The organism is Hoeflea ulvae (genome assembly GCF_026619435.1).
In the GTDB taxonomy this organism is placed as follows: domain Bacteria; phylum Pseudomonadota; class Alphaproteobacteria; order Rhizobiales; family Rhizobiaceae; genus Hoeflea; species Hoeflea ulvae.
Genome location: NZ_JAOVZQ010000001.1, coordinates 3,752,212 through 3,766,005, shown reverse-complemented (window position 1 = coordinate 3,766,005; position 13,794 = coordinate 3,752,212). Strand labels below are relative to the sequence as shown.

13 protein-coding genes are annotated in these 13,794 nt (G+C 63.3%); 6 read left to right on the top strand and 7 right to left on the bottom strand.

The annotated features are described in order from the left end of the window. Position 1: 1 nt before the first annotated feature. The 3 genes from OEG82_RS17915 (at position 2) to OEG82_RS17905 (ending at position 2,557) form a co-directional block, all read left to right on the top strand. Positions 2–1,024, top strand: a complete 1,023-nt coding sequence (locus tag OEG82_RS17915; RefSeq protein WP_267613746.1) for a threonine-phosphate decarboxylase — start codon at positions 2–4, stop codon at positions 1,022–1,024. Beyond that, on the top strand, positions 1,024–1,995 hold the full coding sequence (gene cbiB, locus OEG82_RS17910) for an adenosylcobinamide-phosphate synthase CbiB (protein ID WP_267614992.1): 972 nt from the start codon (positions 1,024–1,026) through the stop codon (positions 1,993–1,995). The genes OEG82_RS17915 and cbiB overlap by 1 nt, the downstream gene beginning before the upstream one ends. A gap of 130 nt (positions 1,996–2,125) precedes the next feature. Continuing rightward, positions 2,126–2,557: a L,D-transpeptidase gene (locus tag OEG82_RS17905; RefSeq protein ID WP_267613745.1), complete on the top strand. Its 432-nt coding sequence runs from the start codon at positions 2,126–2,128 to the stop codon at positions 2,555–2,557. A 48-nt stretch (positions 2,558–2,605) separates the two neighbouring features. Here the strand turns inward: OEG82_RS17905 and OEG82_RS17900 are convergent, their stop codons facing one another. The 7 genes from OEG82_RS17900 to hemN form a co-directional block, all read right to left on the bottom strand. Beyond that, the gene (locus tag OEG82_RS17900) at positions 2,606–3,550 is read right to left on the bottom strand and encodes a lipid A biosynthesis lauroyl acyltransferase (RefSeq protein WP_267613744.1); all 945 of its coding nucleotides are present in this window, start codon (positions 3,548–3,550) and stop codon (positions 2,606–2,608) included. 16 nt (positions 3,551–3,566) lie between these two features. Continuing rightward, positions 3,567–4,595, bottom strand: coding sequence for a zinc-binding dehydrogenase (locus OEG82_RS17895; protein WP_267613743.1), 1,029 nt, complete (start codon positions 4,593–4,595; stop codon positions 3,567–3,569). Between the two features lie 162 nt (positions 4,596–4,757). Continuing rightward, positions 4,758–6,044 (bottom strand): beta-ketoacyl-ACP synthase, encoded by a 1,287-nt coding sequence (locus OEG82_RS17890; RefSeq protein ID WP_267613742.1) that lies wholly within the window; start codon positions 6,042–6,044, stop codon positions 4,758–4,760. Between the two features lie 13 nt (positions 6,045–6,057). Further along, positions 6,058–7,260 (bottom strand): beta-ketoacyl-ACP synthase, encoded by a 1,203-nt coding sequence (locus tag OEG82_RS17885; RefSeq protein WP_267613741.1) that lies wholly within the window; start codon positions 7,258–7,260, stop codon positions 6,058–6,060. Next, positions 7,257–7,742: a 3-hydroxyacyl-ACP dehydratase FabZ family protein gene (locus OEG82_RS17880; protein WP_267613740.1), complete on the bottom strand. Its 486-nt coding sequence runs from the start codon at positions 7,740–7,742 to the stop codon at positions 7,257–7,259. Before OEG82_RS17880 ends, OEG82_RS17885 begins: the two co-directional genes overlap by 4 nt. A gap of 23 nt (positions 7,743–7,765) precedes the next feature. After that, positions 7,766–8,044 carry an acyl carrier protein gene (locus OEG82_RS17875; RefSeq protein ID WP_047032279.1) on the bottom strand — a complete coding sequence of 93 codons (279 nt, stop codon included), beginning with the start codon at positions 8,042–8,044 and terminating at the stop codon, positions 7,766–7,768. Positions 8,045–8,171: 127 nt separating this feature from the next. After that, positions 8,172–9,521, bottom strand: a complete 1,350-nt coding sequence (hemN, locus tag OEG82_RS17870) for an oxygen-independent coproporphyrinogen III oxidase (RefSeq protein ID WP_267613739.1) — start codon at positions 9,519–9,521, stop codon at positions 8,172–8,174. A gap of 169 nt (positions 9,522–9,690) precedes the next feature. Between hemN and OEG82_RS17865 the strand changes: the two genes are divergently transcribed. From OEG82_RS17865 to OEG82_RS17855, 3 genes are all read left to right on the top strand, one after another. After that, positions 9,691–10,416 (top strand): Crp/Fnr family transcriptional regulator, encoded by a 726-nt coding sequence (locus OEG82_RS17865; RefSeq protein WP_267613738.1) that lies wholly within the window; start codon positions 9,691–9,693, stop codon positions 10,414–10,416. A gap of 418 nt (positions 10,417–10,834) precedes the next feature. Next, positions 10,835–11,533, top strand: a complete 699-nt coding sequence (locus tag OEG82_RS17860; protein ID WP_267613737.1) for a PAS domain-containing protein — start codon at positions 10,835–10,837, stop codon at positions 11,531–11,533. Between the two features lie 404 nt (positions 11,534–11,937). Further along, entirely contained in the window at positions 11,938–13,602 is a 1,665-nt protein-coding gene (locus tag OEG82_RS17855) for an electron transfer flavoprotein-ubiquinone oxidoreductase (RefSeq protein ID WP_267613736.1), read from the top strand. Positions 13,603–13,794 lie beyond the last annotated feature (192 nt).

Here is a 13,794-nt window from a genome sequence, read left to right as displayed (position 1 = left end):
GATGATGGACCCCACTGACGACCGGATTGCCCATGGCGGAGCGCTGTCGGAGGCCGTTGCCCGCCATGGCGGTTCGGCGTCGGAATGGCTCGACCTGTCGACCGGCATCAGTCCGTTCAGCCTGCCGCTGCCGGAACTGAGCGCCGATTGCTGGCGGCGCCTGCCGGAACAGGCCGAGGTGCTCCGGGTCTGCGAACTGGCCAAGCGGCATTATGGCGGCTCGGTGGTGCCGGTTGCCGTGCCGGGCACCCAGGCCGCGATCCAGTTGCTGCCCTGGCTTGCACCCAGTGCCGACATGGCGGCAATCGTCTCCCCCACCTATGGCGAATATGAGCTGTCCTATCGCCGGGTCGGCAAGACGGTCAAACATATCGAAACCCTGGAAGCCGCAGACAGCACCCTGGCCAGCACGGTGGTGCTCGCCAATCCGAACAATCCCGATGGCCGCGAGACCATGCGAGACGATATTTTCGGCTTCGCCCGGGCGCACCGGCACCGGCTGGTAATTGTCGACGAGGCCTTTGCCGATCTGCGCCAGGACCTGTCGATGGTCGGTGCGGCTGGAACCGAACCCAATCTCGTGGTGATGCGGTCCTTCGGCAAGTTCTTCGGCCTGGCCGGCCTGCGGCTGGGATTTGTCTTTGCCGAGCCCCGGCTGGCCGGGATCCTCAGCCAGCGGATCGGTCCCCGGGCGGTTTCCGGGCCGGCGCTGGCGATTGCGGCGCATGCGTTCTCGCGCATCGACCTGATCGGCGAGCTGCGCGGCAGGATCGACAAGGCCAACACCATGACCCGCTCGGCCCTGAGCCGGGCAGGGGTGCGCATTGTCGGCGAAGCGCCGCTGTTTTTCTATTGCGATGTCGGCGACGGCGCGGCGGTGCGCGATGCGATGGCCAGCCGGCAGGTGCTGGTGCGGGCCTTTGACCACAGCCCGTCGCGGATCAGGATCGGCCTGGTGCCGGACGAATTGTCGGCGGTGCGGCTGCGCGAAACCCTGCGGTTCGCAGGTGCGCGCGTCTCGTGATGGGGCATCTGCCGGTTCTTGTTGCGGCGCTGCTGCTTGATCGCGTCATTGGCGATCCCGACTGGCTGTGGCGGCGGATCAGCCATCCGGTGGTGCTGTTCGGCGCCGCCATCGGCTTTGCCGACCGCAAATTCAACCACTCCTCTGACACTGCAGATATCCGCCGCCGCAAGGGGCGCGCCGCGATTGCCGGGCTGCTGCTCGTCGCAGCCCTTGCCGGCTGGGGTCTGGCACGCCTGTTTGCGGAGCTCGGCATGGCCGGCCTGGTGCTGGAAATCATCGTGGTGGCCGTGTTTCTGGCCCAGAAAAGCCTCGCCGATCATGTCGGCGCGGTGGGCGCAGGACTGATGCAGGGCGGATTGCCCGGGGGCCGCAAGGCGGTGTCGATGATTGTCGGGCGCGATCCCGAGGCGCTGGATGAAGCCGGGGTGTCGCGGGCGGCGATCGAAAGCCTGGCGGAGAATTTCTCCGACGGCATCGTCGCGCCGGCGCTGTGGTATGCGCTGCTCGGGCTGCCCGGGCTGATGGCCTACAAGATGCTCAACACCGCCGATTCGATGATCGGCCATCTCAATGACCGGCACCGGGATTTCGGCAGGGCGGCGGCGCGGCTCGATGACCTTGCCAACTGGCCGGCGGCGCGGCTGTCGGCGGGGCTGATTGCAGCGGGCGCGGGCCTGGTCAAGGGCAAGAAGGCAATGTGGCGCGCCGGTGAAACAGCCCTGCTCGATTCAGGCCTGCACCGCTCGCCCAATGCCGGGTGGCCGGAAGCGGCGATGGCCGGCGGGCTCGGGCTGGCGCTCGGCGGTCCGCGTCAATATGGCGGCGAGACCGTCATCGAGGCAAGCCTGAATGCCGCGGGCCGCAGCAACGCACGTGCCCGGGACATTGCCGATGCGCTTCTGGTGTTTGGCAGAGCTTGCGATTGCCTTGCGTTGCTGGCGCTTGTGGTTTTTATTGTCTCATTCTAGCGCAGCATATTCGTAAAACGGACAGATAGATAAAATGCCGTCATGCATCTTAACTGTATATGGCACGAATATCTGTTCAGGTTGATCCGAAGATAATAATATTCGGTTCAAGGTAACAGGGGGTACAGCAATGCGTAAACTATTCTTGGCCGGGGTCCTTGCCCTGGCGCTTATGCCATTCTCATCCGCATCCGCCTTCGCAGCCAAGGTGATCGCCAAGATCGACGTCTCGTCGCAGACCATGGTGATCAGCCAGAATGGCCGCGTCAAATACAAGTGGCGGGTGTCAACCGGCCGGTCGGGCTATGCGACGCCGCGCGGCACCTATTCGCCGAAATGGCTTTCGCGCTATCACCGGTCGCGCAAATACAACAATGCCTGGATGCATTATGCCGTGTTCTTCCGCGGCGGCTATGCGATCCATGCCACCCGCGACACCAAGCGCCTGGGCCGCCGTGCTTCGCATGGCTGTGTCCGCCTGGCCGAACAGGACGCGGCGCGGTTCTATTCGCTGGTCGAGAAAATGGGCAAGCACAATATCCGGATCGTCGTCCAGAACTGACACGACCTGACAATTGCCGAGGGCCCGGCCTGCGCCGGGTCCCGGATCCTATTTGAGCAGGTGCTTGATCTGCCAGCGGTCATGAAACCACTGCCACTGGCCGGGATATTCCCGGACCCAGCTTTCCACCTTGTCGTTGAGCATTTGCGAGGTGGCGGTGATGTCGACGCTGCCATCGGGTTTGCGCGGTATCTCGACGGCGGGTTCGACCACCAGCCGGTGCCGGCCGCCGGGCAGCCGGATGGCGCGGGCCGGATAGACATCACATTCATATTGCCTGAGCAGCTTGGCCAGCAGCGGATTGGTGTGCGCTTCCAGTCCGAAGAACGAGGTCTTGGCGCCCTTGTGGAATTTCTGGTCGACCAGCAGGCCGACGCCGCCGCCGCTTTCAAGCCGCCTGGCGAGCGTGAAGGCAGCGCCCGCACGTGAGGGCACCAGATGGCCCATCGAGGTGCGGCGCGCGGCCAGCACCTTCTTGGCGATATAGGGATTGTTTGGCGGCCGGAACAGCGCCATCACGTCCAGACCGAAAGCCGCTGCGGCGATTGGCAGAAGCTCGAAATTGCCGGTATGGGCGGTGAATACGATAAAGGGCTTGTCGGAGTCGCGCAGCTTGAGAAAGATCTCGGCGCCCTCGACCTCGATCGTGCCGTGTTCGTCAGACTCCGGGTCAAAATCGAAAATCTGGTCGAGAAACACATATTCAGCCGCAAGCCTCGACATGTTGCCCCACATATCGGTGGCGATCTGCGTGTGCTCGGCCTCGGATTTTTCCGGGAAGGCCCGGGCCAGGTTGTACATCGCCAGCTTGTGGCGCGAGGTCAGCGGACCGATGCGCCGGGCGAGGCGATCGACCAGCGGGATCGCCTTGTGCGCCGGCAACAGCGAGATCAGCTTCAACAGGCTCAGCACGACGGCGGCGATTGTCCAGTCCCTGACCCGTCTCAAGGCAATGACAATGCGCGTCAGCGCCATGCGGAATGGTTTCGACATCAGATGTTTCGCGGCCTCAATCCATCCGGAGGATGATCTTGCCGAAGACATCTCTCCCTTCCATGCGTGCCAGGGCAACGGAGATGTCGTCAAAGCCGATTTCGGTGTCGATGACCGGCTGAACCTGGTTGGCGGCCATCTTCTGCATGGCATTGGCCATGTTTTCCATGCGGCAGCCAAAGGAGCCGATCAGGCGCAATTGCTGCTGGAACAGCATCATCAGGTTCATCTGTGTGGAGACGCCGGAGGTCGACCCGCAGGTGACCAGCCGCCCGCCGCGCTTGAGCGACAGCATCGAGCCGGCCCAGGTGTCGGCGCCGACATGTTCGAACACCACATCGACACCGCGCTTCTTGGTGAGCTTGCGCACCACGCCCTCGAAGCGGTCCTCGCGGTAATTGATCACGTGATCGGCGCCCAGCGCCTTTGCCGGTTCGATCTTGGCATCCGAGCCGACCGTGGTGATAACGGTGCAGCCGATCTTCTTGGCAAGCTGGATGGCGGCACTGCCGATGCCGGATCCGCCGGCATGGATCAGGATGGTTTCGCCCGGTTCGAGCCTGGCATTGTCAAACAGCATGTGCTCGACGGTGCCGAAGGTGACCGGTGCTACGGCCGCACCCACCGCGGTGACACCGGGAGGGGCGGGGACCAAGAGCCGGGCCGGCAGGTTGATTTTTTCCTGTGCAAAACCGTCGAGATGGAAACCGTGCACGCCGCCGACATGTTCGCACAGATTGTCGCGGCCTTCGCGGCAGGGGCGGCACAGGCCGCAGGTGCGCGCGCCGTAGATCGAGACGAGCTGGCCGGGAACCAGTCCTGCGACGCCATGGCCGATCGCATCGATCTCGCCCGAGGCCTCGGCGCCGATGACCAGCGGCATCTTGCGCTTGGCGAACGCCATGCCGCGCCAGCCCCAGACATCGATGTGATTGAGCGCGACCGCCTTGATCGACACGGTGACTTCGCCGATGCCGGGCGGCGGTGGCGGTGGCAGATCCACGGTTTCAAGCTTGCGGTCTTCGATCAGCTGCAATGCCCGCATGGTACTCGTCCTTCGCCGCTCGGCGTGGCCATATCGGCCGCCATGAATTCAGATCTCGAGCCCGCGCGCGGGCTTCAGGTGAGCGCCGGGATGGCGCGGTCACGCAATGCCGGAAAGCGTGATCACCGTGGCCCCGGCCGGTTTGCTGGAGCGCGCCATGCCTTAAGCGGGTTCAGCCGACATGACAAGGCATGCGTTCTGTCCGCCGAAGCCGAAAGAGTTGGACAACACGCTGGTTATCGCCGCATCGCGTTTGACATTGGGGACGACATCGAGCGCGATCGTCGGGTCCGGATTGTCGTAATTGATGGTCGGCGGCAACACGCCATTGGCAATGGTCAACAGCGAGAACACCGCTTCCACCGCGCCAGCCGCCGTCAGCGTGTGGCCGATCATCGACTTGTTCGATGACACCGGCACATCGGCCATCCGGTCGCCGAACACGGTCGACAGCGACATATATTCCATCTTGTCGTTTTCCGGAGTCGATGTGCCGTGGGCGTTGACATAGCCGATCTCGTCGGCCGAGAGCCCGGCATCGTCCAGGGCTGCGCGAATGGTGGCGATTGCCGGCGCGCCGCCCGGCGAGGAACGGGTGCGGTGGAAATCATCGGCCTTCTCGCCGCAGCCGCTGATGATGCCGAGAACCCGGGCGCCGCGGGCAAGGGCTGATTCCAGCGATTCGAGCACCAGAGTGGCGGCACCTTCGGCAATGACAAAGCCGTCACGGTCCTTGGTGAAGGGCCGCGAGGCCTTTTCGGGCGCGTCATTGTTGGTCGACAGCGCCGACAGCAGCGAAAAGCGGATCAGCGCTTCGGCGCTGACCGAGCCGTCGGTGGCCACGCTCAGCGCCCGGTCGGTGCGGCCCTGGCGGATTGCCTCGACGCCGAGCTGGATCGCGGTGGCACCGGAAGCGCAGGCGGTCGACAATGTCACCGGCAGGCCGCGGGTCCCGAACTGGTCGGCCAGCCGCTCGGAGATCGAGCCGAACATGGCGGCCTCATGGAAGGCCGGATCGGCCTTTTCGCGCAGCACTGCGAGAAACTGCTCATAGGCATTGCCGGTCATCTGCTCGGGGCGAACCCGGTCGCCAAGCTCGAACCGGGCCAGCCATTCGGGTTCGATCGGCGGGGCGGCGAGAAACAGCGGGCCGCCGAAATCGCCGGACAGGCCGGCCTGGGCGAGGGCCTCGAGCGTGGTTTCGCGGGCAAAGGCAAAGGACCGCTCCACCGCATTGGCGACCGGAATCTCGATGAAATCGACGGTGCCGCAGATGCGGGTCGAGAGGCCGTCGGAGGGAAATCGGGTGATCGGGTGGATGCCGGACTTGCCGGCGGTCAGTGCCGCCCAGTTGTCCGTGATGCCCTGTCCCAGCGAGGAGACGACGCCCATGCCGGTGACGGCGACCAGCGGACGGCCGAGATGGTCTGTATATGCAGCTTTGCTCATGGCTGTCTCCGTCTCATGGCATTCTCGTCAGGCGGGCAATGCCTTCGCCGCGGACATGGCCGATCGTCGTCACAATCGCCGAACCGGCCGCGGTTGCGGCTGCGCCTTCACCGTCGGCAAAGGGGCTGATCGGGGTTTCGGCGTCGAGCGCCAGGCAGGCCAGCGCCACGGCCGTGGGGAACTGGGCTTCGAGCGAATGCCCGAACAGGGCTCCGATGGTGCGCAGCGGCGCCTCTGGGAACCGGGTCTCAAGGAAGGCGCGCTCGCGGCCACTGAGGTCGGAAAGGCCGGGGGTGCCGCAGAACACGACCGAGCCGGCGCCGTCCGCGCTGGCCCCGGTGCCGTCGGCAAGATCCTGCAGCCGGCGCTCCATGCCGCCATCGGCGCGGTTCCCGCGGTCGGCAAGCACGGCGTCGAGGCGGGCATAGATATGGGCGCCGCGCGCCTGTGCGTGTTCGAGTGATTCCAGCACCAGAAACGCGCCGGCGGTTCCCAGATTCATGCCGTTGGCCTGGCCGTCGCTGCCCCAGAACGGCGCGTCCGGGCTCTGGCCGAGGCCCTGGACCGCTTCCATCACCATAAGCATGTCCAGCCGTTCGGCGATGAAGGCGCCGCCGACCAGGCAGTGAGTCGACTGACCCGCCGCAATGCGGGCATGTGCCGTCTCGATGGCGGAAATGCCTGCGCCTTCCTCGCCCATCAGGGTGCGCGAAGAACCGGTGACCTTGTGCACGATCGAAATATTGCCGGCCAGCAGGTTGGACAATTGTGCCAGAAACAGCGTGGGGCGCAATTCGGTAGTCAGTTTCTCGTTGAGCAGTTGCTCGCGGTCATTGCGGGTGCGGCTTTCCTCGATGATCAGCGTGTCCACCGCGATGTCGCGCTCACCGCCGCCGGCGGCAACGATCATGTCCATCGCGGCACAGGCCTCGAGATCACCCTTGAGCCCGGCATCGTCCAGCGCAAGGCCGGCGGAATACACGCCGAGCCGCTGCCAGTTTTCCATCTGGCGCTGATCGCCGCGGCGCGGGATCTGCTCGGACCAGTCGATCTCGGGCAAGGGGTGAACCGTGTAGGGCGCAAAGCGCTCGCTGTCGGTCCTTCTGGCCGGTGTCGATCCGGTCATCAAGGCCTCGGAATGGGCCTGGCGGCCGACTCCGAGCGAGGTGACAAGACCTATTCCGGTGACCACCACGGCGTGGCGCTTGTTCGTCATTGCTGATCTCCTGCGGCATTGGCCATGGCGCCCAAGAGCCCGACTTCGCCGGCCCGGCTGCGGACGATTGCTGAAAGCGGAACCTGGTCAAAGGCAACGGTCTTCAGCTTCAGCTGGCAATCGGCCACCTTCCTGCCTTCGCTCGTTATCCTTGCCTTGGTCACCGCGTAGCCCGAGCCGACATGTTCCAGTGTGGCGGTGATCTCGAGCACCGCGCCGGGCTTGACGAAATCACGCATCTTGGCGACGTCGACCGACATCAGGAACGGCATCGCCGCAAAATCCGTCTTGGCCAGGACCAGAAAGCCGCTGGCCTGGGCCATGGTCTCGATCAGCAGCACTCCGGGAACCAGCGGCATGCCCGGGAAATGGCCTTCGAACACCGGACTGGCAGCGGGGACGGTCGAGCTTGCAACCAATGTGCCTGCCTCGAGATCAAGCGCTTCAACGCGGTCGATCATCTGGAAGTATTCAAGTTGCATGTATCAATCCCGCCGCCCGGGCCTCAGCCCTTTGCGGCTCTGAGCTCGTCAATCTTGGTGCACAGATTGCCAAGCACGAAATATTCCTCGGTCGAAGCCTTGCCGTCATTGACCTCCTGAGTCCACTGCTCGAGCGGAATCTTGATGCCGAATTCCTTGTCGACCGCAAACACGATGTCGAGGAAATCGAGGCTGTCGATACCCAGATCGTCAATGGTGTGGCTTTCGGTGGTGATGGAGTCGCGGTCAATCTCGCTCGTTTCGGCGATGATATCGGCGACCTTGTCAAATGTTGCGGTCACGCTTCTGTCCTCATTGGATAACTGTTTGAGCGAAGCTATAGAAAAATCCGGCGCAAAAGCCAATGGCTTCTTTGCGCGTGGTTGCACGGGTGTGCCGCGGGGCAGGTCTTGCAGCTGCCGGGCGGGATCAGACCGCCAGCGAATGGCGTGCGGCGCCGGCTCCGAAATAGCTGTCAAACGCCGACGCCACCGAGCGCACGAAGGGCTGGCCCTTGGCCGTCACCTGGAAAAGTCCGCCGTTGAATTCGATCATGCCGTCGGTGTCACAACTGGCCAGATATTCGGCTTCGTCCAGCACCGCCTCGGCATCGCCGCCGAACTCGTGCCGGATGGTGGCGAAGGAGAAGGCGAAATCGCACATCAGCAGCTCGATGATGCGGGCGCGGATGCGGTCATCGGTCGACAGTTCAAAGCCGCGCACCACCGGCAGCCGTCCCTGCTTGACCTGGCGCTGATATTCGCCGGTCGAGGGCTGGTTCTGGACATAGCCCTGCGGCAACTGGCCGATCGAGGAGGCGCCCATGCCGATCAGGGCATCGGCTGTGTCGCTGGTATAGCCCTGGAAATTGCGGCGCATGGCGCCCGAAGCCGCTGCCACCGCCAGGCTGTCGCCGGGCAGGGCGAAATGATCAATCCCGATGGCCGTGTAGCCGGCCGAGGTCAGCGCCGAGGCCGCGCGGTTCATCTGCGCGAAACGCTCGGTGATGTCGGGCAGGGCGGCCTCGTCGATCATCTTCTGATTGGCCTTCATCCAGGGGACATGGGCATAGCCGAACAGCGCGATCCGGTCGGGAGCCAGCGTCAGCACCTGTTCGATGGTCCGGTCGATGGTGCGCCGGGTCTGGTGCGGCAGGCCGTACAGCACGTCGCAATTGACCGAGCGGACGCCGCGCGCCCGGACCTGTTCGACCACGTCCCGAGTCTGTTCAAAACTCTGTTCGCGGTTGATCGCCTGCTGCACCTTCTCGTCGAAATCCTGGACGCCGATGGAGGCGCGGGTCATGCCGATTTCGGCCAGCGCGTCATAGCGGTCGTCGGTGAGGTCGTTGGGATCCATCTCGACGCTGATTTCGGCATCGGCCTGGAAATTGAAGCGGCTGCGCAGGGCCTCGTTCAGTGCCACAATGTCGTCGGGGCGCAGCATGGTCGGCGAGCCGCCGCCCAGATGCAGCGCGGTGACACGGCAGCCGGGATCGATCAGCCCGGAAATGGTCTCGATCTCGTGTTCCAGCGCCGCGAGATAGGTCTTCAGCGGCTCGTATTTCAGCGTCTGCTTGGTGTTGCAGCCGCAGAACCAGCACAGCCGGTCGCACCAGGGAACATGAATATAGAGCGACAGCGTTTGCTCAGGCTTCAGCTTGCCCAGCCAGCGGGCATAGACATTGCCGTCAATTCCGGCATGAAAATGCGGAGCCGTGGGGTAGCTGGTGTAGCGTGGCGCCGGGCCACCGTGCTTGCGAACGAATTCTTTTTGCATGGGCTGACTCTCTTGGATCGGCGTACACAATGCCTCGACAGGGTGCTGCCGCCTTGACTCTGATCAAACCCGGCTGCTTTTGTCTGGGTTCGATGCGCCTGCGAAGGGCGCAGGCTTGCGCTTGTAGGGAATCCCTGCAGGCAATCTGGTGCGCGGTTGCGAGGGTTTGATGGACGCTCAACGCAAGGATATCCACAATTCCGAGATCCCGGTGCTGTGTCGCGCCTGCGAAGCACGTCACAGGGGCGTGTGCGGCGCGCTGTCGCCGGCGCAGCTGACCGTGCTGAGCAAGCAGGCAACCCGCAGGCTTGTCGCGGCCCGGTCCGAAATGATTGGCGAGCGGCAGGAAACCGGCGGCTACGCCAATATCCTGTCGGGTGTGGTCAAGCTGACCAAGATGATGGCCGACGGGCGCCAGCAGATCGTCGGCCTGCAATTCGCGCCGGATTTCCTCGGCCGGCCGTTCCGCAGCGCCAGCGACGTCACCGCCGAGGCGGCCACCGATGTCAATCTGTGCAGCTTTCCCAAGGCGGCGCTGGACCGGATGATCAAGGAATCGCCCGAGCTCGAACGCAAATTGCTCGAGCAATCGCTCGACGAACTCGACGAGGCCCGCGACTGGATGCTGACGCTGGGGCGCAAGACGGCGGCTGAAAAGGTGGCGAGCTTTCTTTATCTGATCGCCACCAATATCGATCCTTCATCCGATCTGGAGACGGCGCGGTTCGAATTGCCGCTGACCCGGTCGGACATCGCCGATTTCCTCGGCCTGACCATCGAGACCGTCAGCCGGCAGATCACCGGCTTGCGCAAGGCGGGGATCATCCGGATCGCCAACAACCGTCATGTCGAGGTGCCGGACCTGTCGCTGCTGGCCGAGCGGGCGTCGATCTGAGCGGGCGTGCCAAGGTGAGACAAAGAGAATCGATCTCGACTGTTGTTGCCTGTGACTGGATCAAAACGGGTGTTGCTGAGGGGCTGATCTATAGAAAGGCGTTTGCAAGTATAAATATATATTCCGACCTGCATCCTGCTGGGGCCGTCAAAGGTGCCGGTCCGGTTTAGACTAAAGTTCAGTCGCTGTTTTCTGCGCTGTTGCCGCTTGATGGTTTTCGGTTTTCCGTTTATAAAATGAATCATAGATTCATGTGGTTCGCCGTCGCTTGTCGTGCTGAGCCCGTGCTTGTTTCGAAACATTGCGTGGGTGATGACGAATTAAGGCTGTCGCCATTATGTCAGTTGGCAAATGTCGACAACGTGAGATTGTCACGGTAAATAGAGTTCCCAGCAGAAACTGATATCCCGGTGTCTTGATGCTCTATGAGCTAATTCAACAGTTTGAACGCACTGCCAGCGAATTGCTGATCGCTGTCCGTGATGAGGACGAGGTTCAGGTCAACCGGCTGGACAGCGAGCTTCAGAGCGTGGTGCGGGATATCTTCGACATGCAGGCCCGCAGCCGCAGCGAAATCTCGACGCAGATCAATTTCTTCAACCGTCTTGCGCTGCGCGACAGTGAAGATGGCAGCAGTGTCGCGCGCTACACCGACATGATGTCATCGCTGTTCAACCGCTACCTGGATTCCAGCACCGATCAGAGGGTCGCCCGGGTCGTCGCCCGGCAACCCGTGCTTGTCGACGGCTATGATCCCTCATTGCAGGAGCTGGTTCTCGATTCGGTGCTGGAGCGCATTGCGGTCATCGGCCTCGATTACCGCTATATCTATTGCAACAAGCGCAATGCCGATTTCCACGACAAGCGGCCGATCGATTTCATCGGCAAGCATTTGCTCGACATGATCGACATGGAGCGGTTTCAGGCGCGGGCCAAGCCACGCCTCGACCAGTGTTTCGGCGGCGCCCGGGTGTCCTATACCTATGAGGCCGCCGATGCCCGTGGCCGGATGTTCGAAGTGATCTGCCGCATGACCCCGTTTCTCGACAAGAACGGCAAGGTCGCCGGCGCCGTGCTGGTGCTCCACATGCAGCCGATGTTCGCACGCGCCGGCTGACCCCTCCCCATTATCCCCACCGTCCTGCAGCCGGCTTGATTATTCCGTTGGCAAACCTGCGCCGGCCGCTTTGTGCCGTGCCGTGCCTCGCCAGTCGGCGGGCTAGGCGGGCCGCAGATGCTGTGCCGTTTCCACAGCTCCGGATCGGACAATCACAAATTCTGCGATTGACGTTTACGTGCGCGTCAATATTTGTTAGGTGAGAATGCAAAACCTGTCGCATCCCGGCTCGACTTCGCGCGCGCCATTTGCCATGACAGGACGAACCGGCCGCAAGGCCGTTTGGTGGGTCTGGAGGGAGGATCGTCAGGTCCCGTGCCAGCCCGGCCAGAGCCCGATGTTGGATTGATCTGACGCGTCCGCCACAACCTGGCGCCGCCGGATCAAAGAGGTGAGGACGTCCGATGACTGATGTGAACGAGCTTCCCGAGCGCGAGAGCATGGAATTTGATGTGGTGATCGTCGGTGCAGGCCCTGCCGGCCTTTCCGCCGCGATCCGGCTCAAGCAGCGCGATCCCGAATTGACGGTGGTCGTCCTGGAAAAAGGCGGCGAAGTCGGCGCGCATATCCTGTCCGGCGCCGTCGTCGATCCGGTCGGCATCGACAAGCTCATTCCCGACTGGCGCGACGATCCCGATCATCCGTTCAAGACCCCGGTCAAGGACGACCATTTCCTGGTGCTTGGCCCGGCCGGGTCGATCCGGTTGCCGAATTTCCTGATGCCGCCCCTGATGAACAATCACGGCAATTTCATCGTCTCGCTGTCCAATGTCACCAAATGGCTCGGCGACCGCGCCGAGGCGCTCGGCGTCGAGATCTATCCCGGCTTTGCCGCCACCGAAGTGCTGACCGATGACGCCGGCGCCGTGATCGGCGTCGCCACCGGCGACATGGGCGTGGAGCGCAATGGAGAGCCGGGCCCGAACTATGCCCGCGGCATGGCGCTCTTGGGCAAATATGTGCTGATCGGCGAGGGCGTGCGCGGCTCGCTGGCCAAGCAGCTGATTTCCAAATTCAAGCTTGATGAGGGCCGCGAGCCGCAGAAATACGGCATCGGTCTCAAGGAACTCTGGCAGGTCAAGCCGGAACATTCCAGGCCGGGCCTGGTGCAGCATTCCTTCGGCTGGCCGCTCGACATGAAGACCGGCGGCGGATCGTTCCTGTATCATCTTGACGACAACCAGGTGGCCGTCGGTTTCGTCGTGCACCTCAACTACAAGAATCCGTGGCTGTCGCCATTCGAGGAATTCCAGCGCTTCAAGACCCACCCGGCGATCGCGCCGGTGTTCGAGGGCGGCAAGCGGCTGGGCTATGGCGCCCGCGCCATTTCCGAGGGCGGCTGGCAGTCGGTGCCGAAGCTGGTCTTCCCGGGCGGCGCGCTGATCGGCTGTTCGGCCGGTTTCGTCAATGTCGCCCGCATCAAGGGCTCGCACAATGCGGTGCTGTCAGGGATGATGGCGGCCGACCATGCTGCCGACGCCATTGCTGCCGGCCGGGCGCAGGACACGCTCGACGGCTATGATGCCGCCTGGCAGGCCTCCGAGATCGGCAAGGACCTCAAGAAGGTGCGCAACGTCAAGCCGCTGTGGTCGAAGCTCGGCACCCTTGGCGGCGTCGCGCTTGGCGGCCTCGACATGTGGCTCAACACGCTGTTCGGCATCTCGCCCTTTGGCACGCTGAGCCACGGCAAGCCCGATTACGCCATGCTCGAGCCTGCAGCCAAGCACAAGAAGATCGCCTATCCGCGGCCCGATGGCGTGCTGACCTTCGACCGGCTGTCCTCGGTGTTTCTGTCCAACACCAATCACGAGGAAAACGAGCCGGTTCACCTTCAGGTCAAGGACATGGCGCTGCAGAAATCCTCCGAGCATGATGTCTATGGCGGCCCGTCGGAGCGCTATTGCCCGGCCGGGGTCTATGAATGGGTCGAAACCAACGGCACCCCGACCTTCGTGATCAACGCCCAGAACTGCGTTCACTGCAAGACCTGCGACATCAAGGACCCGAATCAGAACATCAACTGGGTCCCGCCCCAGGGCGGCGAGGGGCCGGTGTACACGAATTTGTGAGGATGGCAGGGCAGGGCGGCTGCGCTCTGCCTGAAGCCGCAGCTTTGTGGTGACGGCTTCGACATGCCGCAAATCGCGTGGATCTGCCTCCGCGCGCCGGACCTTCGGCCTTTGCGGCCGACGGTCACTGGCGACCCCTTTGCGGACCGCCGTCACCTTCCATGATCCGCGGCGGTCCCGGCAGATCAATGT